This is a genomic window from Pseudonocardia cypriaca (assembly GCF_006717045.1).
In the GTDB taxonomy this organism is placed as follows: Bacteria; Actinomycetota; Actinomycetes; order Mycobacteriales; family Pseudonocardiaceae; genus Pseudonocardia; species Pseudonocardia cypriaca.
Window position 1 is genome coordinate 640,764 of sequence record NZ_VFPH01000002.1, and the last position, 23,016, is coordinate 663,779.

26 protein-coding genes and 1 pseudogene are annotated in these 23,016 nt (G+C 70.5%); 8 read left to right on the forward strand and 19 right to left on the reverse strand.

Going from position 1 to position 23,016, the window contains the following annotated elements; genetic code table 11:
- Positions 1 to 24: 24 nt before the first annotated feature.
- The 7 genes from FB388_RS20590 to FB388_RS20620 form a co-directional block, all read right to left on the reverse strand.
- Positions 25 to 339: a hypothetical protein gene (locus FB388_RS20590; protein WP_142103873.1), complete on the reverse strand. Its 315-nt coding sequence runs from the start codon at positions 337 to 339 to the stop codon at positions 25 to 27.
- Complete coding sequence (locus FB388_RS20595) at positions 339 to 779, reverse strand: cupin domain-containing protein (protein ID WP_142103875.1); 441 nt, start codon at positions 777 to 779, stop codon at positions 339 to 341. Before FB388_RS20595 ends, FB388_RS20590 begins: the two co-directional genes overlap by 1 nt.
- A gap of 45 nt (positions 780 to 824) precedes the next feature.
- Complete coding sequence (locus FB388_RS20600) at positions 825 to 1,769, reverse strand: VOC family protein (protein ID WP_142103877.1); 945 nt, start codon at positions 1,767 to 1,769, stop codon at positions 825 to 827.
- Between the two features lie 30 nt (positions 1,770 to 1,799).
- The gene (locus FB388_RS20605; protein ID WP_142103879.1) at positions 1,800 to 2,588 is read right to left on the reverse strand and encodes an SDR family NAD(P)-dependent oxidoreductase; all 789 of its coding nucleotides are present in this window, start codon (positions 2,586 to 2,588) and stop codon (positions 1,800 to 1,802) included.
- Positions 2,588 to 3,637 (reverse strand): zinc-dependent alcohol dehydrogenase, encoded by a 1,050-nt coding sequence (locus FB388_RS20610; RefSeq protein ID WP_170225759.1) that lies wholly within the window; start codon positions 3,635 to 3,637, stop codon positions 2,588 to 2,590. The genes FB388_RS20605 and FB388_RS20610 overlap by 1 nt, the downstream gene beginning before the upstream one ends.
- Positions 3,638 to 3,657: 20 nt before the next feature.
- The gene (locus tag FB388_RS20615) at positions 3,658 to 4,545 is read right to left on the reverse strand and encodes a fumarylacetoacetate hydrolase family protein (protein ID WP_211362136.1); all 888 of its coding nucleotides are present in this window, start codon (positions 4,543 to 4,545) and stop codon (positions 3,658 to 3,660) included.
- A gap of 162 nt (positions 4,546 to 4,707) precedes the next feature.
- The gene (locus FB388_RS20620; RefSeq protein ID WP_142103884.1) at positions 4,708 to 5,004 is read right to left on the reverse strand and encodes a Dabb family protein; all 297 of its coding nucleotides are present in this window, start codon (positions 5,002 to 5,004) and stop codon (positions 4,708 to 4,710) included.
- 149 nt (positions 5,005 to 5,153) lie between these two features.
- Here FB388_RS20620 and FB388_RS20625 point away from each other — a divergent pair, with 149 nt between their 5' ends.
- Positions 5,154 to 5,819 (forward strand): GntR family transcriptional regulator, encoded by a 666-nt coding sequence (locus tag FB388_RS20625; protein WP_142103885.1) that lies wholly within the window; start codon positions 5,154 to 5,156, stop codon positions 5,817 to 5,819.
- A gap of 52 nt (positions 5,820 to 5,871) precedes the next feature.
- A complete protein-coding gene (locus FB388_RS20630; RefSeq protein WP_142103886.1) occupies positions 5,872 to 6,264 on the forward strand; it encodes a hypothetical protein in 393 nt (130 codons plus the stop codon).
- Positions 6,265 to 6,515: 251 nt separating this feature from the next.
- On the opposite strand, the pseudogene FB388_RS40505 reads toward FB388_RS20630, so the two are convergent.
- From FB388_RS40505 to FB388_RS20645, 3 genes and pseudogenes are all read right to left on the reverse strand, one after another.
- Positions 6,516 to 6,659: pseudogene (locus FB388_RS40505) on the reverse strand (transposase); the annotation flags it as partial.
- A 151-nt stretch (positions 6,660 to 6,810) separates the two neighbouring features.
- Entirely contained in the window at positions 6,811 to 7,725 is a 915-nt protein-coding gene (locus FB388_RS20640; protein ID WP_142103887.1) for a TIGR03564 family F420-dependent LLM class oxidoreductase, read from the reverse strand.
- Between the two features lie 1,260 nt (positions 7,726 to 8,985).
- Positions 8,986 to 10,014, reverse strand: a complete 1,029-nt coding sequence (locus FB388_RS20645; RefSeq protein WP_246122226.1) for a helix-turn-helix transcriptional regulator — start codon at positions 10,012 to 10,014, stop codon at positions 8,986 to 8,988.
- A gap of 12 nt (positions 10,015 to 10,026) precedes the next feature.
- On the opposite strand from FB388_RS20645, the gene FB388_RS20650 reads away from it, so the two are divergent.
- From FB388_RS20650 to FB388_RS20660, 3 genes are all read left to right on the forward strand, one after another.
- Positions 10,027 to 10,851 (forward strand): nuclear transport factor 2 family protein, encoded by an 825-nt coding sequence (locus tag FB388_RS20650; RefSeq protein ID WP_142103888.1) that lies wholly within the window; start codon positions 10,027 to 10,029, stop codon positions 10,849 to 10,851.
- 319 nt (positions 10,852 to 11,170) lie between these two features.
- On the forward strand, positions 11,171 to 11,536 hold the full coding sequence (locus tag FB388_RS20655; protein ID WP_142103889.1) for a YciI family protein: 366 nt from the start codon (positions 11,171 to 11,173) through the stop codon (positions 11,534 to 11,536).
- The gene (locus tag FB388_RS20660; protein ID WP_142103890.1) at positions 11,533 to 12,795 is read left to right on the forward strand and encodes an RNA polymerase sigma factor; all 1,263 of its coding nucleotides are present in this window, start codon (positions 11,533 to 11,535) and stop codon (positions 12,793 to 12,795) included. The genes FB388_RS20655 and FB388_RS20660 overlap by 4 nt, the downstream gene beginning before the upstream one ends.
- A 137-nt stretch (positions 12,796 to 12,932) precedes the next feature.
- Here the strand turns inward: FB388_RS20660 and FB388_RS20665 are convergent, their stop codons facing one another.
- The 3 genes from FB388_RS20665 to FB388_RS20675 are packed head-to-tail and all read right to left on the reverse strand — an operon-like array spanning position 12,933 to position 14,807.
- Positions 12,933 to 13,751, reverse strand: a complete 819-nt coding sequence (locus tag FB388_RS20665) for a phosphotransferase (RefSeq protein WP_170225760.1) — start codon at positions 13,749 to 13,751, stop codon at positions 12,933 to 12,935.
- On the reverse strand, positions 13,741 to 14,199 hold the full coding sequence (locus FB388_RS20670) for a hypothetical protein (protein ID WP_142103892.1): 459 nt from the start codon (positions 14,197 to 14,199) through the stop codon (positions 13,741 to 13,743). Before FB388_RS20670 ends, FB388_RS20665 begins: the two co-directional genes overlap by 11 nt.
- Positions 14,196 to 14,807, reverse strand: coding sequence for a DUF1772 domain-containing protein (locus FB388_RS20675; RefSeq protein WP_246122228.1), 612 nt, complete (start codon positions 14,805 to 14,807; stop codon positions 14,196 to 14,198). The genes FB388_RS20670 and FB388_RS20675 overlap by 4 nt, the downstream gene beginning before the upstream one ends.
- Before the next feature lie 143 nt (positions 14,808 to 14,950).
- Between FB388_RS20675 and FB388_RS20680 the strand changes: the two genes are divergently transcribed.
- A complete protein-coding gene (locus FB388_RS20680; RefSeq protein WP_142103893.1) occupies positions 14,951 to 16,099 on the forward strand; it encodes a sensor histidine kinase in 1,149 nt (382 codons plus the stop codon).
- Positions 16,096 to 16,782, forward strand: coding sequence for a response regulator transcription factor (locus tag FB388_RS20685; RefSeq protein WP_211362138.1), 687 nt, complete (start codon positions 16,096 to 16,098; stop codon positions 16,780 to 16,782). The genes FB388_RS20680 and FB388_RS20685 overlap by 4 nt, the downstream gene beginning before the upstream one ends.
- Positions 16,783 to 16,877: 95 nt before the next feature.
- Here the strand turns inward: FB388_RS20685 and FB388_RS20690 are convergent, their stop codons facing one another.
- The 6 genes from FB388_RS20690 to FB388_RS20715 form a co-directional block, all read right to left on the reverse strand.
- Complete coding sequence (locus FB388_RS20690; RefSeq protein ID WP_142103894.1) at positions 16,878 to 17,060, reverse strand: hypothetical protein; 183 nt, start codon at positions 17,058 to 17,060, stop codon at positions 16,878 to 16,880.
- A 71-nt stretch (positions 17,061 to 17,131) separates the two neighbouring features.
- Entirely contained in the window at positions 17,132 to 18,508 is a 1,377-nt protein-coding gene (locus FB388_RS20695) for an aldehyde dehydrogenase family protein (protein ID WP_142103895.1), read from the reverse strand.
- Positions 18,509 to 18,553: 45 nt separating this feature from the next.
- Positions 18,554 to 20,128 (reverse strand): GMC family oxidoreductase, encoded by a 1,575-nt coding sequence (locus tag FB388_RS20700; protein ID WP_142103896.1) that lies wholly within the window; start codon positions 20,126 to 20,128, stop codon positions 18,554 to 18,556.
- Positions 20,125 to 20,652: a hypothetical protein gene (locus FB388_RS20705; protein ID WP_142103897.1), complete on the reverse strand. Its 528-nt coding sequence runs from the start codon at positions 20,650 to 20,652 to the stop codon at positions 20,125 to 20,127. The genes FB388_RS20700 and FB388_RS20705 overlap by 4 nt, the downstream gene beginning before the upstream one ends.
- A complete protein-coding gene (locus FB388_RS20710) occupies positions 20,649 to 21,371 on the reverse strand; it encodes a DODA-type extradiol aromatic ring-opening family dioxygenase (protein ID WP_246122230.1) in 723 nt (240 codons plus the stop codon). The genes FB388_RS20705 and FB388_RS20710 overlap by 4 nt, the downstream gene beginning before the upstream one ends.
- 519 nt (positions 21,372 to 21,890) lie before the next feature.
- Positions 21,891 to 22,259, reverse strand: coding sequence for a DoxX family protein (locus FB388_RS20715; protein ID WP_142103898.1), 369 nt, complete (start codon positions 22,257 to 22,259; stop codon positions 21,891 to 21,893).
- Between the two features lie 94 nt (positions 22,260 to 22,353).
- Here FB388_RS20715 and FB388_RS20720 point away from each other — a divergent pair, with 94 nt between their 5' ends.
- Positions 22,354 to 22,962 (forward strand): TetR/AcrR family transcriptional regulator, encoded by a 609-nt coding sequence (locus FB388_RS20720; RefSeq protein ID WP_142103899.1) that lies wholly within the window; start codon positions 22,354 to 22,356, stop codon positions 22,960 to 22,962.
- Positions 22,963 to 23,016 lie beyond the last annotated feature (54 nt).

The window sequence follows — 23,016 nt, forward strand, 5'->3', positions numbered from 1 at the left end:
CCCGTCCCCGGCGCCGGGCGAGGCCTAGGCGGACCCCAGCTGGACGTCGAGGGTGGTGACGAAAAGCTCCGCACCGTCCGGGCCGCCGACGAGGTCCACCCGGCTGCCGAGCCCGACCGCCATCGCCCGGCCCTCCGGCATCGGCGTGTCGGTGTCGCCGATCCGGGCGGTGACCGAGCCGGACATCACGAACACCGCCGACTCCGCGCCGTCGCCGACGATCGACTCGCGACCCCCGGCCGGGATCGCGATGCGGCGGAACTCCCGCCACGGGCCGGCGAAGACGCCGTCCGCGCGGAGGGTCTGTCCGGTCTGCAGAACAGTGACGAGCCCGGCCATCACTCACTCTCCTCGATCGTCGCCTGCTGGCTCAGCTGGTCGGGCTCCTCGGTGGGGCGGCGAGGTGGTAGGACACCGCTGACCGCGGGCGGGAAGACCTCGATCACCACGAACTCGAGCCGCTCGGTGCCTGCGTTCCAAACCGCGTGCCTGCTGTGGTGCGGGGTGAGGACGAGTGAGCCCGGCCCGACCTCGTGCCGCTCGCCGTCGAGCTCGACGACACCGCTGCCCTTGAGGAAGAACCAGATCTCTTCGGTGTGGCTGTGCTCGTGCAGTCCGGCGCGGGCACCGGGCTCGAAACCCACCCACTCGATGCCGTCCCACTCGCCGTAGAGGTGCGACCCGGTGGCGATCCGCAGCCACCACATGGCTCCTGCGCCGCCGTGGACGCCGAGCACCTGGCCCGGTGAGCGGGTGTCACCGACGATGACACTGGACATGGCGATTCCCTTCTGAGACGGGTGGGACCGGACTGCTCGAGGTGCTCATGTCGGGCCGTGCGCCCCGGTCATCAGCTCCGCGAGGTCCTCCGGGTGCAGGAAGGACGGCGGCGGGGGCGGTCCCCACAAGTAGAGGCCCTTGGCCCCCTCCCACACCTGCGGCGACCACAGCGCGTCGTCGACGACCGTGTCCATGTCGCTGTAGTACTCGACGAAGTTGCCGGCGGGGTCGCGCAAGTACCAGAAGAAGTTGGCCCCGATGCAGTGCCGGCCGAAGCCCCAGACGTGCCGGTTCGGATCTGCCTCGAGCAACTGCATGGCCCCGCGTCCGACCTCGTCGGCGTCCTCGACCTGCCACGACGTGTGGTGCAGGAAGTCGACCGGTGCCCGGTGGATGAGCAGGTTGTGGTGGTCGGTGGAACAACGCAGGAAGACGGCGGCGTCCTTCACCTCGTCGCTGACCTTGAACCCGATGCCCTCGACGAAGAACCGCCGGACGGTCTCGGGTTCGGAGGTGCCGAGGACGCAGTGGCCCAGCTTGCGCGGTCGCACGGGACCGCTGCGGTGCACGACGTCCGCCCGCTCGGTCGCGCGCTCGATGCGTCCCGGGCCGTTGTAGACCGGGGCCGGGGCCGCCGGCTGCAGCAGGCGCGGCGCGACTCGCACCGTCACCTGCGTGCCCGTGACCTGCTCGACGGTGTGCAGGGCATCGGCGGCCGGCCGCACCGGTGCTCCGAGCCTGCCGAGCGCGGTGGCGACGCGCGCGAGGTCGTCGGCGTCGTCCGCGCCGACCACCAGCTCCAGCAGGCGCCGCCGCGGCGCCGCGACGATTCGCAGCTGCTCACCGACATCGGCGGTGCCGAAGGCGTGCCCGCCGGTCGTGGACGACGCCCCTGGGAGGGGCTGCAGGCCGAACTCGCGGTAGAAGGCCGCGGTGGCAGCCGGATCAGGAACACCGACCGTGACCGACTGGAGTGCGTGGAGTGCCATGACGACCGCCTTTCACTCGGGCCGGAGCGATCAGATGAGCGAGCGGACCGTGCCGCCGATGTCGAAGGCCGAGCCGTTGATCCGGCCGGTGCGCGGGGAGACCAGGAACGCCACCATGTCGGCCACGTCCTCCGGATCGGCGATGCCGAAGGTCAGCTGCCGGTCCTTCAGGTAGCGGGCGAGAGCGGTGTCACGGTCCGTCCCGTACTCCGCGGCCAGCAGGTCGACCAGGCCGCCCGGACGCGACCACAGTCCCGTCCACACCGGTCCGGGGAGCACTGCGTTCGTCCGCACGGCGGGCGCGTACCGCAGCGCCAGCACCTTCGTGAGGTGCAGCACCGCGGCCTTCATCGCGCCGTAGTCGGCCGGGACGACCTCCGGCTGCTTCGCGAGATCGGAAGCGATGTTCACGACGGCGCCGCCGCCCATGCGCGGGAGCAACGCCCGGGACACGCGGACGTAGCTCATGAAGTTGGTGTCGAACGTCCGCTGCCACCCCGCGTCGTCGATGTCGGCGAAGTCGCGGCTGACCGCGACACCGACGTTGTTGACCACGATGTGCGGTGGCCCGTCGAACCCCGCGAGGGTGCTCTCGACCGCGGATGCCACTCCCTCCGCCGTCGACAGGTCCACGGTGATCAGCAGCGGCGGCCGCCCGTCCACCGTCCACCGCTCGTCGTTCTTGTGCAGGAGGTCGCCGTCGATGTCCGCGACGGCGAGGCGGACCCCCTCCGCGCAGAGGCGGTCGGCGATGGCCAGCCCGATCCCCTGTGCCCCACCTGTCACGAACGCGGTCGTGCCGTGCAACTGCAGGTCCATCACGCAGCCCCTTCGGTCAGGTCGGCGGAACCACTGCGGCCGCCGATCTCCAGCAGCACCTTCGGCCTGCTCCGCCGCCCGCCGGCGAGCGCCGTCAGCGCGTCACCGGCCGAGGCGAGGGGCAGGACCCCGTCGATCAGCGCACCCAGGTCGACGTGTCCGTGCACGACGAGCCGCAGCAGCGCGTCCCACTGCTCGATGCCCGAGAGCACCCCGTGCACCTCGAGGTTCTTCATCACCAGCTGCGCCGATGGGAACGCCGGGACCGGGCCGTGCGGCACACCGAGGAAGGCGAGGCGCCCGCCGGGCGCGACGAGCCGCGGCGCCAGGGCGATGGCCGGCTCGGCGCCCGTCGCCTCGATCACGGCGCCGTACGCGTCGTCCTCGGCCTCCTCCGGCCGGAGCACCGCCTCTGCTCCGAGCTCCCGGGCCAGCGCCAGCCCCGCGGCCTCGACGCCGACGGCGGTGACCCGCGCACCGGTGCTCCGCGCGATCTGCACGGCGGCGAGCCCCAGCGTCCCCGTGCCGAGCACCGCCACCGCATCGCCCTCGCGCACCCCCAGGCGGGCGACCGCATGAGCCGATGCCGTCGCCGGCTCCAGTACCGCGGCCGATCGGAGGTCGAGCGAAGCAGGCAGCGGCAGAAGCGTCTTCGCCGGCATGCAGATGTACTCGCTCGCGACGCCCGGACAGGTGCCGAGCACCCCGATCTCGGTGCGGTTGCGGCAGTGCAGCCTCCGCCCGGAACGGCACCGGTCGCAGGCGTCGCAGGTCACCACGTTGTGCCCGGCGACGGGATCGCCCACCGCGAACCCCTGCACACCCGTGCCGACCTCGACGACGGTGCCGCTCCACTCGTGCCCGACGACGAAGGGGTACCGCTTCAGGCCGTCACGCAGGTACCCGCTCGATCCGTCGTAGAACGCCAGGTCGGTGCCGCAGAGACCGACGTAGGCCACCCGGACCAGGCAATGGCCGGGCTCGGTGACCGGTACGGGCAGCTCGGCCACCTGCCACTGCCGCGGCCCGGTGAGCAGCAGGGCTCGCATCGTCGATCCCGGGGAGCCGGTCATCGCTCGCCCGGTGCCGTCGCGGCCACCGGCCGCCGACCGGCGGGGGTGGGTGCCGCGACCGGGTTCGACAGCAGCCCGACCTCGTCGATCTCGACCTCCACGACGTCGCCGGCCCGCAGCAGGACGGGCGGGTTGCGCTTGAACCCGACCCCGGCCGGGGTTCCGGTCGCGATGAGGTCACCCGGTTCGAGCGTCATCGCCTGGCTGAGGTACGCGACGAGCTCCGCGACGCCGAACACCATCTCCGCGGTCGAGCTGTCCTGGACCACCGTCCCGTTCACGCGGGTCCGCATCCGCAGATCCGCGACATCCGCGATCTCGTCGAGGGTGACCAGCCAGGGGCCGCACGGGCCGAACGTGTCCACGGACTTGCCGAGCGTCCACTGGCTCGTGGCCAGCTGCAGGTCGCGGGCGCTCACGTCGTTGAACACCGTGATCCCGGCGATGTACCGGTGGGCGTCGGCCACCGGGATTCCCTTGCCGCGGCGGCCGATCACGACCGCGAGTTCGGCCTCGTAGTCGACCCGCTCGACCTCGTCGGGGAGCACGATCTCGTCCGACGGGCCGATCAGGCAGTTGCGGAACTTGGCGAACACCATCGGCTCGGTCGGCAGGTCGAGGCCGGCCTCTGCCGCGTGGTCGCGGTAGTTCAGGCCGATGCAGAGGATTTTGTCGGGATCGGGAACCGGCGGCAGCAGGCGCAGCTCGTGCTCCGGGATGCCGTTCCCGGTCGCCGCCAGCCGGGCCGCGGCCTCCGCGACGAGGTCGTTCGGGTGCCCCGCTGCGAGGTAGTCGCGCACCGACAGGAGGCCGTCTGCCGGCGCCGGCAGACCGGCGAGTTCCACGGCGGCCGCGAGGTCGACGGCGACACCGGCGCTGAGCACGGCTCCGCGCGATCGGCCGTTCTTGGCATGACTGAGCAACCGCATGCGTACCTGCCCCTTCGACTGGAGTGCGGCGCGGCGCCGCGAGGGTGTGCGAGGTGGCCCGGCCGGTGGCTGCGGGCTGAGGAAAGGCGTGGGGGAGCCCCGGCGGCGGGTGCTAGGTCAGCCGGAGACGAACTGGACGGTGGCCCGCTGGGCCACCATGACGCTGGTGAAGGTGCGCACCACGTCCTGGTGGGCCGGGTGGTCGAGGTAGGTCGCCACCGCGGCCGCGTCCGGCAGCTGGGCGAGCACACCGAAGTCGGCGTTGCCGGCGCGCAGACCGAGGTCCGGACCGAACCGGTACGACGCCAGCTCGGGGATCTGCGCAGGCAGTGTTGCGAGCGCGGCGCACAGCCGTTCCACGTCCGCGGGGTCGACGTCGTCGTGCCAACGGAAGACGGCGAGGTGACTGATCATCCGGCCCTGCTCCTTCCGGGACGCTCCACTGCGTCCGCGTCTCCGCGGTCGGGGCCGCGGCACCGCAAGAACGTCGCACGCCAGTCTTCGACGAGTCAAGAGACTCTCGAAATTTTGCTACTCATTCGGGATTCTGGTATCCATGACCGATGGCGGGTCGGGGGAAGACGATCAACGGTGCGGCGTACGACCGACTCCGCGCCGACATCCTGAGCGGACGACTCCGGCCCGGGGAGCGCCTCAAGTTCGCCGGCTTGTCCCAGCAGTACGAAGTGAGCATGAGCGTGCTGCGCGAGGCGCTCGCCAAGCTCAGCGCGGAAAAGCTCGTCGTGGGCGCGCCTCAGCAGGGCTTCCGCGTCGTCCCGCTGTCCACGGAGGATCTCGAGGACCTCACGGCCGTCCGTTGCGACGTCGAGGGGCTCGCGTTCCGCTACTCGATCGAGCGCGGAGACCTGGTGTGGGAGAGCCGCGTGATCGCTGCGCACCACACCCTCGAACGGACCCCGATGATGGTCGAGGGAGATCCGCAGCTGTTCAGCGAGGCGTGGGCCGCGGCGCACTCGGACTTCCACCTCGCGCTCTTCGAGGGCTGCGGATCACCACGCCTCATCGGACTCGCGTCCTCGCTCCGCGACAGCGCCGAGCTCTACCGCCGCTGGTCACGCCCCCTCGGCGATCCCGGCCGGGACATCGCCGCGGAGCACCGCGCACTGCGCGACGCGGCACTCGACCGCGACGCGGACGCGGGCGTACGCCTGCTCAACGCCCATATCAGCCGCACGACGTACAAGCTGCTCGACGCCGTCGCGCGATGAAGATCTTGCGCATCGCCGCTCGGCATGGGGCGGACGATCTGGGGGGAAGTGAATGAAAGTACGGTTCGCTCGGTGGCTCGGAATCTCCTTCATGGTCGCCGGCGTCGCCGCCATCCTCGTCTGCCTCGGAATCGCGTTCAGCGGTATGCCGGAGGTCGGGCTCGTCGTCGGCATCGTCTTGGGCCCGGGGTTCATCGCGTTCGGCTGGCTCTACCTCGACCGCCTTCCGTACTTCATCCTCACCGACGCCAATCTCGTCGTTCCCATCCAGCCGGTCCACAGCAGGGCTCTGAACGGCGGCCGGCTCACCGTGGACGGCGTCCGGCTGGTGATCGTTCGTCCCGGCGAAGAACCCGAGAAGCTCCCGGTCTACCGCTGGTACGCCCACCCGGACGACTGGGCCAAGGTGGTGGCGACGATCACGCAGGGCGGGCTGCGGCACTGACCCGCGCCGTGGGGAGCCGCCGGTCCACGATCTCCTTCACACCCGACTTCCGCTGCGACCCGGACGACGCCGTCGACGCCTTCCTGGACGAGGCCATCCGTGCCTGACGAGGCTCGCCGCCCTCGACCGGATTCGGTGGCTGGCGTCAGCTCCGTGCGGGGAGCTTGCGCGCCGCGGCCGTGGCGAGCTCGGCGGCTGCCCGGCAGAGTTCGGCGTCCGTGCCCGGGCCCTCGTAGATCAGCTGCACGGTCTCGCCAGGCCCGCAGACACCGCCATGCTGTGTGCCCGGACCCATACCCCGGCTGCGGTGGCAGATCGCGCCAGCGACAGCCCGTGCACAGCACGAACAGGATCCCTTCCAGTGCGGCCCGATCGTCGATCCGCGGACGTCTACCCGGTCCTCGTGTCGGGGCCGGGCGGGCAGGAGGGGTCGGATCAGTTCCAAAGGCGTTCGTCTATGAGTTGCCGCTGCCGCAGCGTCACGGCCGAGAAGGATCACCGACCCCGACCATCAAGATCACGTCCGACGCGAGTTTGAGACCAGGTCTAAGCCGCCTGGCGCAGCAACGCCCGGGTGCGAGCGCGCTCTTCGTCGCCAGGGCCGAAGATGTGCGCAGCGAATTCGGCGACCCCGGCGGCCCGGATCTCCTCCAGCCGGGCACTGACCGCGTCCTCATCGCCGATGAGCGCCACGTCGGCGGGCCCCTGCGCACCTTCGCGGGCAAGCATCGCCTGGTAGGACGGCAGTGTCCCATACAACGCATAGGTCTCGGCTGCTAGCTCGCGGACCTTGGCGGCGTCGTCGGTGACGCAGATCGGCAGTGCCGCGACGACCTCGGCTTCCCGACCCGCTTCCTCAGCGGCGGCACGAAGAGTGGGCACCACGTGGTCGGCCAGGGTGCGCGGACCGGTCAGGAAGGTGATCGTACCGGCGGTGCGCCGACCGGCGATGCGCAGAACCTGCGGCCCCATCGCGGCCACGTACACCGGCGGCGCGGTGGCTCCGGCAACGCGTACATTGCCCCGGGTGGTGTAGATCTCGCCGGTCGCATCCGCCTTCTCGCCGGCCAGCAGTGGCTGCAACCCGTCGAGGTACTCGTTGAGCCGCCGGACCGGACGGTCCCATGGCACGCCCCACATGCCGTCACAGATCAGTGCGTGGGTCAGGCCAATGCCGAGCCGGAAGCGGCCGCCCCCTATGAGGTTCAGGGTGAGCGCGGCTTGGGCGAGCGACATCGGCTGGCGCAGCTGGATCGGCTGCACGCCGGTGCCGAGCGTCATACCTTCGACCTCCCGCAGGGCGATGCCCAGTGTGACCAGAGCGTCCGGATCCCAGGGCAGCTGCACAGTCCACGCGTGACTGAACCCCTCGTCGCGGGCCGCACGAAGGTCGTGCACGTAGTCGTCGACCGGCGATGCCCGCAGGCTGTCGTGGAAGTAGGTGAACAGGCTGGTGCGCATGACTGCCCTCCGAACTGAGCCGGTCCGCCGCCGGCCGCTACTCGCCGCCATTCAGTTCAGGCAACCGAGGATCCGGTTGTCGACGCCACGTCGGGCGCTACCGGATGCGTCACCCCCGGAACCGCGGCTGGACCAGGCTCACCGTGGCCCGCCCCGTGGTCGCTGGGAACAGCAGACAGCGGCCGATCGGCGAACGGTGGGTAGTTGGGTCCGCATGGCGCAGCCTGTGTACTACTTCGGCAGTTGCGGGCCATCCACCGCTCGATGTGAGCGAAGATCAGCTGCGGTGGGACTGTGGAAGGTCTTCAAGAAGATCACGCGGTGGCCTGTCGAACTTGTCTACGCCACTGCTGGACGCCACTCGGCATCTTCGTCTGCGGCACACGTTGTGCGGTCTGGCTACACACGTGGCTGACGTGCTTTCTCCCCGGACATTGGCACGCAGATGACGCGGCCTGATAGGTCCCGGAACGGCGCTCGCGCATCCCTTTACATGATGACTCGGCACCGCCCCATCGCGCTCCGCTATCGATGCCTCCAGCGCCGACCTATGGCTGGGCGCTACGTCGACGCCGGACCGGGATGAAGACCCAACGAAGTACCCGCCCCCATCCACACTGCACTGCCCGGAGCGAAGCCGGTTCCGCGTGCAGCCGCACCACTCTGCTCGAAGCGCAGGCACGCTGCCACGACGAAGCCGACGACGCGACCCCTTGACAACAGCAGTCCGCGACGACGACAGCCAAGACGTCAAGCCTCCAGCCCGTCCCGAACCGATCAGAACTACACCGCGGTCCTGGAGCAAACCCTGACCCCTTTCGCGGCGCCAGACGGCTTGCTCCAGATTTGCTCCAGTCGGGCGCGCAACGGCGTGCCGAACTACCAGAACCAGATCGTCCTGAGCCCCGCCTCAGATCTCCAGCATCGACGTCCTTGCAGCTAGAAACGCCGATGGGCGGCTCCCTCGTGTTGAAAGAACCGCCCATCGTGCCGTCGGGACGACAGGATTTGAACCTGCGACCCGTTGACCCCCAGTACGGTCAACGGGTCGAGCCGACCTGGCAAAATAGAGGATCCCCTGCTTGGCCTGGTGCAGTACGACGCAACTCGGCGACCTTCAGGCCCGCTCGGCGCGATGCCGTGCTCCACATTCGCTCCACCCCAGCCGTCAATGACCTCGCCGCGGGACAGGGCGGCCAACGCGCTCGGCCCCGAGGAAGGGCGACCACCGGCTCGTATCCCAGTTCCCGTTGGTGCCGATCAACGTGCGTACCGTCGCGCCAAAGCCTCCACCACGGTTGCCATGTGTTCGCGCAGCTTCGGAGGGCCGAGTACCTCCGCGTCAGCACCGAGGCGGAGCAAATCCGTCACGGCCTGCTCCGCCGGCTCGACGGGAATGGTGACTTCGACCCAACCGGCTTCGTCCGGCGGGCCCGCAGTGCGGCTCGCAGCGTCGGCCACAGCGGGCTCCAGCAAGTGCGGCAGGCGCTCGGCGCCCTGTGGCGAGATGCGTAGCGTCGCCGTGCCCCGGAATCGGTCGTGGTCGAACCGCTCCAGCTGGTCCGCCCAGTACGCGGCAAGATCGAAGCCGGGCTCGCGTTCGAACTCGTCGGCGAGCACGTCGACGCCGAGTAGTCGCGATACCCGGTAGGTGCGCATCTCGCGCTCGGCAGCCCGCGCCACGAGGTACCAGCGTCCCCCCTTGAGCACGATCCCGTGCGGCTCGACGGTGCGTACGATCTCCTGCGGCTGCTCCCACCGCAGGTACCGGATCGTGACGGTCCGCTGCTGCCACGCCGCACCCGCAACCGCAGCGAGGTGGGGCACCCGGTCGGCGTCGTGGTACCAGGATGGCGTGTCGAGGTGGAAGCGCTGGGCGCTGCGGTCGGCGCGGACCCGGAGCTCCGCGGGCAGTGCGGCGAGCAGCTTCACCTGGGCGGCCGCAGCGGTGGACCCCATACCGAGCTCGTCAGCCGCCGCAGGCAGCGATGCGAGGAACAGCGACTCGGCCTCCGGCGCGGTGAGCCCGGTCAGCCGGGTGCGATAGCCCTCGACGAGCCGATATCCACCTTCGTGGCCCGGCTCTCCGTACACGGGCACGCCGGCCGCACCGAGGGATTCCACGTCGCGATAGACGGTGCGGACCGAGACCTCCAGCGCCGCAGCGAGCTCCCGCGCCGTCATCCGCTCCCGCGTCTGCAACAGCATCAGCAAGGACACGAGCCGGCTCGCGCGCACCACCTCAGTCTGCCGGAGTCCACTGACACAAGATGGCAGCAGACCAGCCATAGCGTCCGGGTCATGGGAATCACCGATGACACCGCCGCCTTCGTCCGCCGCTACGTCGACGTCTGGAACGAGCCCGACGCCGATGAGCGGCGCGCGACGGTGGCTGCGCTGTGGGCCGAGGACGGCATCGAGCACACCGACGCGAACACCTACCACGGCCACACGGAGATCACCGCGCGTGTGACGGGCGCATACGAACAGTTCGTGCGCGACGGCGGATTCAGGTTCACCCTCGGAGACGAGCCGGCCTGGCACGACGGTGCTGTCACGTTCACCGTGCAGATGGTCAAGGCGACTGGAGGCGGGCCGGTGTGGGCTGCCACCATCCTCACCGTCCTCGACGCCGACGGTCGCATCCGCGCCGACCACCAGTTCGCCCGGGCAGCACCGTCCAACGCCGACACCCGCGCCACCGCCGAGGAGCTGCTGCGCCGGATCGGCGCAGGCAACCCGGACGAGGTCGCGGAACTGTTCGCCGAGAAGGTCGACTGGCGGCTCAGCTGGCCGGCCGAGGGGCACCCGGCCGTGCCGTGGATCCGGCCGCGGAACACCCGCGCCGACGTCGCCGACCACTTTCGCGAACTGCGGGACGCGCACGTGCCGCAGCACGAGTTCCCGGACCCGACCGTGCTCGTCGACGGAGCCGGTGCCGTAGTGCTCACCGAGATCCGCCAGACGCCGCGAGCCACCGGCGTGCCCTACACCGCGCTCTGCGCGCTGCGACTCACCATCGAGGACGGACTGATCACGGCCTACCACGTGTACGAGGACAGCCTGTCGGTCGCGAACGCCCTCGCCGCCTCAGGAGTCCAGGACCTCCAGCAAGAGAGCGTCTAGAGCAAGAGCACGACTCGCTTCGACGGCCGCCGCTCGTTGGCATCGTCGCGAGGAGCGCGTCGACCTTCCATCAGCGACGACAAGGACGCCGATACGTCACACCCGAGTGCGACGCCGAAGCGGCCGCATCGCGACGCCGCGCCCCACCTGTGACGCCCTTTACTCAGACTGGTCGACGAGAACGGTGTGGCCAGCCGACCGAGTACACCGCCGCGGCGTTGCCGCTCGCTCAGATCGACGTCGGAACTTGTCGAATCTGCTGGACCCGTCCGACGTAGAGGTGTACGGACGAAGCGACCGAGATCAAGAGGAGACCGTCATGGCCCAGTACGCGGTGCTGATCTACGCCAACGACTCCGCCCACGCGCCCGACGCGACGTCGGATGAGCTGGAGGGAAGCACTGATCACGCGGAGGACCTGGCTGGCCAGGGATCGATGGTGGCCGCGTACGCGCTGACCCCGCGGGACATGGCGACGTCCATCCGCGGCAACTCCATCACCGACGGCCCGTTCCTGGACTCCAAGGAGGTCGTCGCCGGCTTCTACGTGCTCGAGGCGCCCGACCTCGACGCCGCCCTGGCGATCGCGCGTACCAACCCGGTCGTGCACGAGGGCGGCGGCGTAGAGGTTCGCCCGGTGCACAGCGGCGGCCCCGTGGAGCGCACGGAAGAACCCGCTCGGTGACCGATGTCGCGGCTGTGGAGGCGGCGGTAGCCGGTACGCATCGTCACGAGTGGGCCCGGGTGCTCGCCGCGACGGTGCGTGTTGCGCGTGATCTGGATCTGGCGGAGGAGTGCGTGCAGGACGCCTACGCCGCAGCGCTCAAGCGCTGGGTCGACGTCGGCATCCCGGACAACCCGGGCGCTTGGCTCGCCACAACGGCGCGGCGGCGTGCGATCGATGCAATCCGTCGAGACCGGGTGCTGCGGTCCCGGCTGCCCCTGCTGATGACGCCCGAGGAGGCCTCCGGGCCGGAGGAGAACGAGCTAGAACCCGCTGACGACGCCGTGCCGGACGGCAGATTGCGTCTGATCTTTTTGTGTTGCCACCCGGCGCTGGGCCTGGACGCGCAGGTTGCGCTCACGCTGCGGCTCGTCTGCGGGGTCCCGGTCGCGGACATCGCGCGCGCATTCCTGGTCTCCGAACCGACCATGGCGGCGCGGATCACCCGCGCCAAGAAGAAGATCGCCACCGCGCGGATCCCGTTCCGGGTGCCGAGCCCCGGGGAGTTGCCCGAACGGCTGCCGGCCGTGCTCGGCGTCATCTATCTGCTCTTCACGACCGGGCACACCGCGCCCACGGGCCGGGCGCTGGTGGGTGCTGAGCTGGTGGACAGAGCGGTGCATCTGTCCGGGATGCTCCGCGAGCTCATGCCCGGCGAGGCCGAGGTTGCTGGGCTGCACGCGCTGCTCCTGGTGACCAAGGCGCGGCAGGCGACACGGGTTGACGACGACGGCCGCCTTCTGCGGCTGAAAGACCAGGACCGGTCGCGGTGGGACCGGGCGACGCTGGCCGAGGCCCACGACATCATCATGGGGGCCCTGCGGTCCAAGCCGCCGGGGCGGCTGCTGTTGCAGGCCGCGATCGCCTCCCTGTACGCCGATGCGCCGTCCTACGAGGAGACCGACTGGCCGCAGATCCTCTCCCTGTACGACCGGCTGGTGCCGCTGTGGCCGTCACCGGTCGTGCGGCTGAACCGGACGGTGCCGCTGGCCATGGTTGCCGGCCCGGCGGCCGCACTCGCCGAGATCGAGCGGTTGGAGGGGGACGACCGCCTGGCGGCGTACCAGTACCTGCCGGCGGTCAAGGCTGAGCTGTTGAGCCGGCTCGGCCGGCGCGGCGAGGCGGCCGTTGCCTATCGACAGGCGTTCGCGTTGGCCGTCAACGAGGCCGAGCGGGCCTTCCTCGCCGGGCAGATCGCCGATCACACTCTCCTGGGCTGACATAGCCCGGCCCGCAGGTGGCTGCGCAGCGCGGAAGCCGAGGCACTCAGTCCACGAGTGGCAGTCGGTGCTGCCACAGAGACCCCCATCACGGGCCTTTGACCACGACCGTCGATCTCCGAGCAAGCGGGGGAACCTCAGGACCCGCCCTGTGGAGGGAACAGCCAGGACAGGCTGCGTTGCGCCGCACGCAGATATGCGGCGCGACCGCTGGCCTGGCCGTAGGCAATGTCTTCGAGGGCGGCGCAGCGGGCGAAGAAGGTGATCCGGCCGCGGAAGTCTGCGCTGTCGGTGCCGTAGGCGAGCAGCGCTTGGTCGAGGAAGGTTGGTCCGAAGTCGCGGTAGAGCCGGGTGAAGTCGAGGGCGGGGTCGGTGATGGCGGCATCGGACCAGTCGATGATTCCGCTCAGCTCGCCGTCGTGCTCGAGGATGTGTTCCGCGCCGAGGTCGGCGTGGGTCAGGACGAGATCTTGGGCCGAGCGCGGACGCTGCGTGTGCACGATCTGCAGCAACTGCGATGGGCCCGTGAGGTCGTCCAACCACTCGTCGGGCAGGGCCGGGTCGACTGGCACGCATTCTGCGACCTCAGAAGGATCGACATCGTGCAAGTCGCGAAGCAGCCGGCCCAGCCGGGTCGCCAGCCCCCGTGGGGGCTCCCGGTCCAGCAGCGGCCGGCCCGGGAGCAGGCGGTAACCCAGGGCGCCTCGCACCGGGTCGGCGAACACCGGTGTCGGCACCGGAACCGACACGCGCCTGTTGAGCAGCTGCAGCAACTCGGCCTCGGCGAGCACCGCCGCGGGTGAGGCGTGGTCGGCGAGGCGTACGACCAGGTCGCGTACGAGGAACGCGCGGTGGTCCAGCCCGCTACCCAACTCTCGTAGCTCGGCGTCGCCGTACTCGGGAGCGTGGGCGAGGACGGCGCCGAAGGCACGTTCGCGCGGCGTCTCAATGCGCACGTTCGCCCCCGCGGTCGGTGCTGCTGTCGTCGGCGGGGGTGGCGGGGACGATGCGGCACAGCAGGGTGGCGATGGCGCCGGTAACCACACCCACCACTGTGCCGACGACCAGACTGGACATCGTTGCGGCCGTGCGCATGGCGGCCTCGGGCACGGATGAGTCGATCCCCGCGGGGAACGCCGCGTCCCACAGCAGCTGATGACCCACCGCGAGGAACACCCCGTACATCGCACCGATCACCACGACGGTGACGAATGGCCGGCGAGGACGCTTCCACAGCACCGCCGCCACCCAGCACGCAGGCGGGACGAACACGAACAGCCCGTTGACGAACGAACCCTCCTCGATGATCCCCGGGTCGTGCAGCACCACCCTCGGGGCGGCCAGCGCAGCCAGCCCGACCAGCACCGGCCAGGAGAACCCCAGCATCGGTTTCCCGCGGCTCATCGCAGCGCCCCCGCACGCCCGGCGGCCCCGCTGGCCCCGTTGTGCCCGTTGCTGGCCAGCGTCCTCATCCGAACCCAGCGCAGCAGCGCCGTGAGCGCCAACGCAGACGTCACCGCACCGCCGGCTAGACGGACCCAGTGCCCGGCCACGAACTCCTGCGCCACCTGACGCAGGTACTCGGGAGAGTGCGTACCCACGGGATCCACGAACATGATCTCGTTGCGCGGCCAGAAGAACAGCACCGAGAACAGGAACTCGCACGCGATGAACACCCCGGCCGCGGCCATGATCCACCACCGCAATCGCGGCTCGCGCAGCGTGAACGCAGTCGCTGTCAGACATGTCAGCACCACCGTGGCGCCCAATGGCGGGAAGTAGTCGCTGGGGCCCCCTGCCACCAGGAATTCGCGGGCGCGGTCCAAGGACGCCGGAGCGTCACCGAAGATGTTCGGATACAACATCACCGTTTCTGCGGCCACCCCGCCGAACGACATCATCGACGACCACACCAGCACGATCAGCACCGCCGTGGTCAACGTGCTTCGCGATATCTGCACGGTCTCCTCCACATCGATCCTCGACAACCCAGCCACCAGGGCTGCTATCACCCGACCGACGCTAGATCCGCCCACCCACCCCGACAGCCGCCTCACAGCGCGGCCCACAACGCTTCTCGACGTACGTCGTGCCCTCGCAGTCACGCGTCTCGGCGACAGCCCTGGTGACGCACTCGGCGCTAACCTGCGTCATCGTGCAAGCCGGCCGTCCCACCCGTTCCGATGCGCTCCTGGCCCTCGCGGTGTTCTGTCTCATGGCGGCGGCGGTCGTCACCGACGCTGGACCGGCTGGACGCGCGGTGGTCGCCTACGCCTTCGCAGCCGGTTTCGGCGCGCTGATCCTGGCGAGCCGACGGTGCCCGGTCGGGGCACTGGCCGCGACCGCCGCCGGCCTCGTCGTCTACTACTCGTTCGACCTACCCCCGGTCGGCTTGGCCGCTCCGGTGGCAGCCGCGCTCTACGCGGCGGCATACCACGGCCGGCCCTTCACCGCGGCGGGCATCGGCGCGGCGCTGCTCCTCGTGTCGGTGAGCTTTCGACTGATCGAGGGTGACGACGTCTCCTACGTCTTGGGAATCGCCCTAGGCTCGGACGCCGTCCTGATGGTCGCCGTCATCGCGCTGGGCGATGCCACGCGCAGCCGCCGCGCTCTACGGGCGCAGATGGCCAGTCAAGCCGCAGCGGCGGCAGACGAGCGACGCCGGGAAGCTGCGCGGCAGGTCGACATCGAGCGGATCCGCATCGCCCGCGAGTTGCACGACACCCTCGGTCACACGATGTCGGTGATCACCCTGCAGTCCGCGGTGGCGGAGGAGGCCCTCGACGCCGGTTCGGCAGCCGACGCCCGCAGGGCGGTCACCACGATCGGCGATGCCGCCAGGAGCGCGATGTCCGAGCTCCGCGCCACCCTGGGCACCTGGCTCGGCCGTCCCGGAACTCGCGAACCGCCACCGGGGCTCGATCGGCTCGGTGCACTCACCGACAACGTAACTCGCAGCGGACTGCCGGTCGACCTGAAGATCACCGGGGATGTGAAAGGTGTTCCCACAGTCGTCGGCACCACCGCATACCGCGTCGTGCAGGAGGCGCTGACGAACGCGCTGCGACACGCCGAGGCGTCCCAGGTCACCGTCCTCGTCCGCGCGGCGGCTACGGAATTGAACCTGGAGGTTCGCGACGACGGTCGTGGCGCACCGAACGGTCGGCTCATCGAGCCCGGTCACGGGCTGCGCGGCATGACCGAGCGGGTCACCCTGCTCGGCGGCACCGTCCACGCCGGCAACGTGGACGGAGGTGGCTTCCGCGTGCAGGCGCACCTGCCCCTCAAGAGGGCCGCCCGATGAGCTCTCAGGAGCACGACCCGGTGAGCGAGATCCGCGTCGTTCTCGTCGACGACCAGCACCTCGTGCGCGCCGGACTGCGCGCACTGCTGGAGCGCGCACCAGACATCGGAGTCGTCGGCGAGGCCGGCGACGGGGCGACCGGAGTCGCCGTCGTGCGCACCCACCGCCCCGACGTGGTGCTGATGGACGTGCGCATGCCCGGCACCGACGGGCTGCAGGCCACACGCCGCATCCTCGACGATCCCGCGCTGGGCGACGTCCAGGTCATCATGCTGACCACCTTCGACGACGATGAGTACCTCTTCGAGGCCATCCGCGCGGGTGCTGCGGGATTCCTCCTCAAGGACACCGCACCCGACGCCCTCCGCGACGCCGTGCGCATCGTCGCCGGTGGCGACGCCCTCCTCTCGCCCGCCGTCACCCGTCGAGTGCTGGAGGCGGCAGCCCGTTCCGCAGCGGCGCAGCCCGAGCGCCTCGCCGGGCTCACCGACCGTGAACGGGATGTCCTCGCCCAGGTCGGAGCCGGCCGGTCGAACGCCGAGATCGGAAAGGTCCTGCACATCAGCCCGGAAACAGCCCGCACCTATGTCGGCCGCCTCCTGGGCAAGCTCGACGCACGCGACCGCTCCCAACTCGTTGTGATCGCCTACGAGAGCGGGCTCGTGCGACCCGGCGAGCAGTAGCGCGGTCGGCCCCGATGGCTCGGCTGTCGACCCGCGAACCGGCCATCAGCTCTGCCCCTGCATGCGCTCCTGCTCGACGAACGGCACGGCCTCGATCAACGGTGCCCGTTCCTTCCATGAGCGCCGTGGACGATCAGCGCGGCCTGCCAGCGGGCGTTGAAGGCGAGGATCCAGGCGGCCGCGGCTGCGGCTGCTCGCCGTTCGCGCTCGGAGAGCCGCTGCCCCCGCACTTCCTCGTAGTCGCGGAAGAAGGCAGCGACCTCTTCCGGGGTCGACAAGCCGCCACCGCCGGGGCCGTCGCATCGCACCCCGCGTCGATGCGGCGGGCCGGCTCCGGGAGGTCCAGGCGCTACGCCTGCCACACCGTCTTGATGTTGACGAACTCGCGGATCCCCACGCCGGCCAGCTCCCGCCCGTAGCCCGAGTCCTTGACGCCGCCGAACGGCAGCTGCGGGAACGAGGAGGTGAACCCGTTGACGAACACGCCACCGGTCTCGAGCCCGGTGCTGAACAGCTCGATCTCGGCGGGGAACCGGGTCCAGACGCTGGCCGAGAGGCCGAAGTCGGATTCGTTGGCCTGGCGGAGCGCATCGTGGGCGTTCTCGGCCGGGAACAGGCAGGCGACCGGGCCGAAGCACTCCTCGCGCGCGATGCGCATGTCCGGCGTCACCCCGGAGAGCACGGTGGCCGGGTAGAACCACCCGGGACCGTCGGGGAGCTCGCCGCCGGTCAGGACCCGGGCGCCCTTCGCCCGGGCGTCCTCGACCAGCTCGTGCACCTCGCGTCGCACCGCCTCGGTCGCCATCGGCCCGAACGTCGTCTTGTCGGCGAACGGGTCGCCGTACACCGTCGCGGCCATCGCGCTGGTGAACCGCTGCTCGAACTCGTCGTACACGTCGCGGTGCACGATGAACCGCTTCCCCGCGATGCAGGACTGCCCGCTGTTGCCGACCCTGGCGTTCACCGCGACCGGCACCGCGGCGTCGAGATCGGCACTGGGCAGCACGACGAAGGCGTCCGCGCCACCCAGCTCGAGCACCGACTTCTTGACGTTGCGACCGGCGGCGGCGGCGACCGCGGCACCCGCGCCGACCGAGCCGGTGAGCGTGACGGCGCGGATCCGGCGGTCGTCGAGCAGCGGCAGGACCTGCCCGCCCTCGACGAGCAGGGTCTGGAAGGCGCCTTCGGGGAACCCGCCTCTCGCGAACAGCTCCCCGAGGTACAGGGCGCTCTCGGGCACGTTCGAGGCGTGCTTGAGCAGTCCGGTGTTGCCGGCCATCAGGGCCGGCGCGGCGAACCGCATGGCCTGCCAGATCGGGTAGTTCCACGGCATGACCGCGAGCACCGGCCCGATGGGTTCGTAGCGCACGGCGATCCGGCTCGCACCTACCTGGTCCGGCCGTACGGGAGCCTCGGACGCGAGGTAGGTCGCGGCGTGGTCGGCGTAGTGGCGCATGCCCTTCGCCGACTTGTGCGCCTCGAACAGCGCGCTGGCGAAGGTCTTGCCCATCTCGGTGGAGATCGTGCGGGCGACCTGCTCGGCCTCGGCGTCCAGGATGTCGGCGGCACGGTGCATCCACCCGGCCCGCTCCTCGAAAGAAGTCCTGCGCAGGGTCTCGAACGCGGCGGTGGACGCGGCCAGGGCCGCCTCGATCTGCTCCGGCGTGTGGGCCGCGTACTCCTTCTCCACCTCGCCGGTCGTCGGGTTGTGGACGGCGATGGGCATGGGTGTCCTCCGGTTTGGTCGGATGTTGGTGGTGGGCTCGGCGAGTCAGCGGGCCGGGACGGCACGCGCGTCGAGCAGGCGCGCCAGGTTCTCGGCCTGCCGCAGGACGAGCGCCACGATGGTCAGCGTCGGGTTGGCGGCGGCACCCGTGGGGAACACGGAGCCGTCGGAGACGAACAGGTTCGGGACGTCGTGGGCCTGCCCGAACTCGTTGACCACCCCCTCGGCGGGGTCGGCGCTCATCCGCGCCGTTCCGAGGTTGTGGCCCGACGGCATGGGCGGTGAGGTGAGCACGCGCTCCGCACCGGCGGCGCGGAAGATCGCTTCCGCCCGGCCGGTGGCGTGGTCGCGCATGGCGACGTCGTTGGGGTGGTCGTCGTAGTGGACCTCGGGTGCCGGCAGTCCCAGCCGGTCGACGAGCGTCGAGCTGAGGGTGACCGCGTTGCCCTGCTGCGGCATGTCCTCGCCGCAGATCCACAGCGACGCGGTGCGGGTGTAGGCCTCGATGACCTCCGTGTACTCCCTGCCCCACGCCCCGGGGCGGGCGAAGGTGACGAACGACGGCAGCCCCTGCGAGATGATCTCCAGGTAGTAGCCGCCGACGAAACCCCGCGCCGGGTCGTGCCGCGCCTCGTCGCGCAGCAGGCCTGCCATGTTCTCGCCGCGGTAGTGGTGGACCGGCCGGGCGAACTGGCCGTGCACCACGCCCGTGGTGTGGCGCATGTAGTTGCGGCCCAGTTGCCCGGACGAGTTCGCCAGGCCGTCGGGGTGCCTCCGCTCCGCCGACAGCAGGAGCAGCCTCGGGGTCTCGATCGAGTTGGCCGCCACCGCAACGACGGAGGCGCGCTGGCGGTGCAGCGAGCCTGCCGCATCGGCGTACACGACGCCGTCGGCGAGGCCGTCGGCGCCGAGGGTGATCTGCACGGCCTGGCTCTCGGTCCGCAGCTCGACGTTGCCGGTGGCGATCGCGCGCGGGATCTCCCGCACGAGCGGGCTCCACTTCGAGCCGGTCCGGTCGCCCTGGGAGTTGAAGCCGTCCTGGATCGACGCCGGGCGCCCGTCGTAGGGCTCCGCGTTCCCGGCGTACGGGCCCGTCGCCACGTGGCGGTACCCGAGCCGCCGCGCCCCGGCCGCCAGCACCTTGTAGTTGTTGTTCGCCGGCAGCGGCCGCTTCCCGTGGCGGTGCGTGACGCCGATCGCGCGCTCCGCCTCGTCGTAGTACGCGTCCAGGTCGGCGCGCCCGAGGGGCCAGTCCTGCAGGGTGGCGCCGGGGACCGGCCCGTAGGTGCTGAGCGCCCGGAACTCGTGGGCGTGGAAGCGGGGGCACAGCCCGGTCCACAGGACGGCGGTGCCCCCCACGCACCGGCCGTTCCACGCCGGGAGCGATGGGAAGTCGGTGGCGAGCGTCCAGCTCCCGGTGGCCAGCCGGGGGTCGAGCCAGCTCAGCTGCTCGAACGCCTGGTTGTCGTCGTTGACGAACTCCTCGTTGCGGATCCAGGGGCCGGCCTCCAGGACGACGACCCGGTACCCACGCAGGCCGAGCTGGTGGGCCAACGTGGCACCACCCGGGCCCGAGCCGATCACGATGACGACCTCGTCGTCCAGGTCGTAGGTCCTCACGGTGCTCTCCGATCGGCGGTGGCGACGGGGTAGGGCAACGGGCCGAGCTCGACCAGCGGTTCGTCGGGCTCCTCGACGGGCGGGTCGGGCAGCCAGTCCAGGTCGTCGAAGCCCCGGTGGAGGTATCCACCGAGGTCCGAGGAGGGGCCGGGGTAGCCGATGTGCGCCCGTACCTCGGGGTCGTCGTAGAGGTGACGCGCGACGAGGGGGCGCAGCGTCCGGAACAGCTCCCCCTCCTGGATCGCTGCCAGCTCCGCAGTCACGGACTCCAGGTCCGCGCGGCCCTCGAGGGCCACCGCCAGATCCGCGAGCCCCCTGTCCAGCACGAGCCCGACGGCGGGAACAGCGGCAGCCGTCGCGAGTACCGCGTCCGCGACCCGCTCGTAGGGCCCGTCCCCCAGGCCCGGGTGCGGGTAGAGCGCGCGGGCGATCGGCACCACCAACGCGGCCTCCCGCTCGCCGATCGGGCCGCCGCCACCACCGCGCCGGAGCGCCTGCTGGGCCGCGTTCGCCAGGTCGGTCACGGCATCTCCCGTGCGACCCACGCCTGCGGGAACCCGGGCAGGTCCTCCCCGCCGAAGCGGGCCGAGTGCACGTCGGGCATCCGCGCTCGACGGCGTGCCGGTCGAGGAAGGCCAAGTTGTCGGACCGCGGCCCCGAAGCACCGCTTCGGCTGCGGCAGCGGCGGCGCGAAGATGTTCGTGTACACCGGCACGATCGGCAGATCCGCCTCCGGCCGCAGCGTGATGATCGGGCACGTGATCGAGTGATCGATCCGCAGCTCGTTGGAGAACGCCAGGTCGAACCCGGCATCCAGACCCTCACGCAGGATGTAGGCCGACAGGTCCTCCTGCCCCTTCAAGACCATGCGCGGCAGGCCGAACTCGCGTTCCTCGTTGTACCAGTTGGCGTCATACACCGGCGCCTTCCCGACCAGGAACTGCGGCATGTTGTCCAACCACAACTGGTGAAAATGATCGGACCCCACCATCACCAGCACATCGGGCCGGGCCCGGGTGAGCGTCTCCCGGAACGCCTCCACCTTGCGCACCCACTCGTCCGCGAACGGCGGCCGGTCCTCACCGGTCGAGGTACTGGCGCGGTAGTAGAAGGGATGGTGGGTGGAGGCGATCACCGCCACCAGCTCAGCCACGCGGACCTCCCGGTGCTCGAACGTTGTCTCGACATGATCTGCAACCGTCGCGACTCGGGTTGCTGGTGAGATTTGCCGCGACCAGCACACCGGTCGGACCGTCGAGTCAGAAGGTCTCGTTGGGCATGACGCCATTCCGGGCAGGCATCGGACAGATCGAACCGGCTGCCCCTTGCCGCCTGGAGGCTGCTGATGACCAGGACGGATGGAGCGCACGGTCACGTCGCGACGTCGCGGCAGGTTCGGACTTCGCCAGGTGCGCCCGCGGGTTCCGTTCTGGTACGCCATCCCCAGGTCCCGGACGATTCCATATTTGTCACGCGGTTGTAGACGCGCTGCGGGTCGTCATGCTTGCGCGCGGCGAACGCGGCTTCGTTGCGGCAGCGTCCGGGGTAGAGAACTGATGACCGCTTGGGCGGCGGTGACTGCCGTGTCGTGGGCGAGGTCGATGTTGGTGAGTTGTGATCGCACTCGGTTCGGTGGTCGTGGTGGAACCTTCTCCGCGGGCCCTGGAGACCGGCGTGGACGCTTCTCCGGCCCCCGCCGGCGGCGCGCCTCGAGGAGCGGCCCGGGGATGAGGCCCGCGGGCGGACCGGTGTGGCCGTGGCGTCAGGCACCGCTCAGCAGTAGCGCGCCGAGCACCCCGGTCAGGATCAGCAACACGGGCGGCGCGAAGGCGTCGCTGCGACGGGTGCGGCGGCCGTAGTCCCCCGCTCGGGCGTGGTAGCCGATCGCTCCGGCCAGGAGCAGGACGATGCCGACCGTTGCCGCCACCCCCGCAACCGGGTACCAGATCCCGACCGTCATGCCGATCGCGCCCAGGATCTCCAGGGTCCCGATGAGGCGGGTCAGCCCGTGGCTCGCGCCGAGGCGACGCATGTTCGACGTGACCGTGCGGAGCAGCAGGACCTTCTGGAGCCCCGCGGCCAGGAAGACGAGCGCGAGCAACCCGGTGATCGTGGTGATCACGACAGGCATGACTTCTCCCTCAGATCGAGAATGAACGTTCCTTCAGCCTGCGTCCACCGTCGTGACTGTGTCAAGAAGGAATGCTCGTTCTAGGATCGCCACCATGGCCCGCATGCCCCAGGAACACCTCGATGCCCGGCGCCGGCAGATCCTGGACGCCGCCCGACGCTGCTTCATCCGCAACGGCTTCCACGCCACGTCCATGCAGGACGTGCTGGCTGAGGCCGAGCTGTCCGTCGGCGCGGTCTACCGCTACTTCAAGGGCAAGGACGACATCATCGCGGCGATCGCCGCGGAGGCGCTCGCCGAGGTTGCCACCGCGTTCGACACCCACGATGCCGACGAGCCGCCCCATTTGGACGACATCGTCGACCTCGTCCTGCAGGTGGAGAAGCCCCCGTTGGCGGGCTCGCCGGAGTCGGCCCGTTTGCTGGTGCAGATCTGGTCCGAGGCGCTGCGCTCGCCAGGGCTGGCCGCACAGCTGACCGAGGTGATGGCAGCCACCCGCGGGGTTGTCGGCGGCCTCGTCGCCCAGCACCAGAAGCGCGGGCTGCTACCCGATGACGTCCCCGCAGAACAGGTGGCAGCCGTCCTGATCGCCTTCGTGGACGGGTTCATGGTGCAGCGGGCCGTGCACGGCCACGCTGACGCCGCCGCCTTCCGCAATGGCCTCCACGCGCTCATGTCCGGACCTCGACGCGACGACCACTGACGGGCGAGCCCCTCTCTTGACCGGCCACCGCAGGCGTGCTTCAGTGAAAGAACG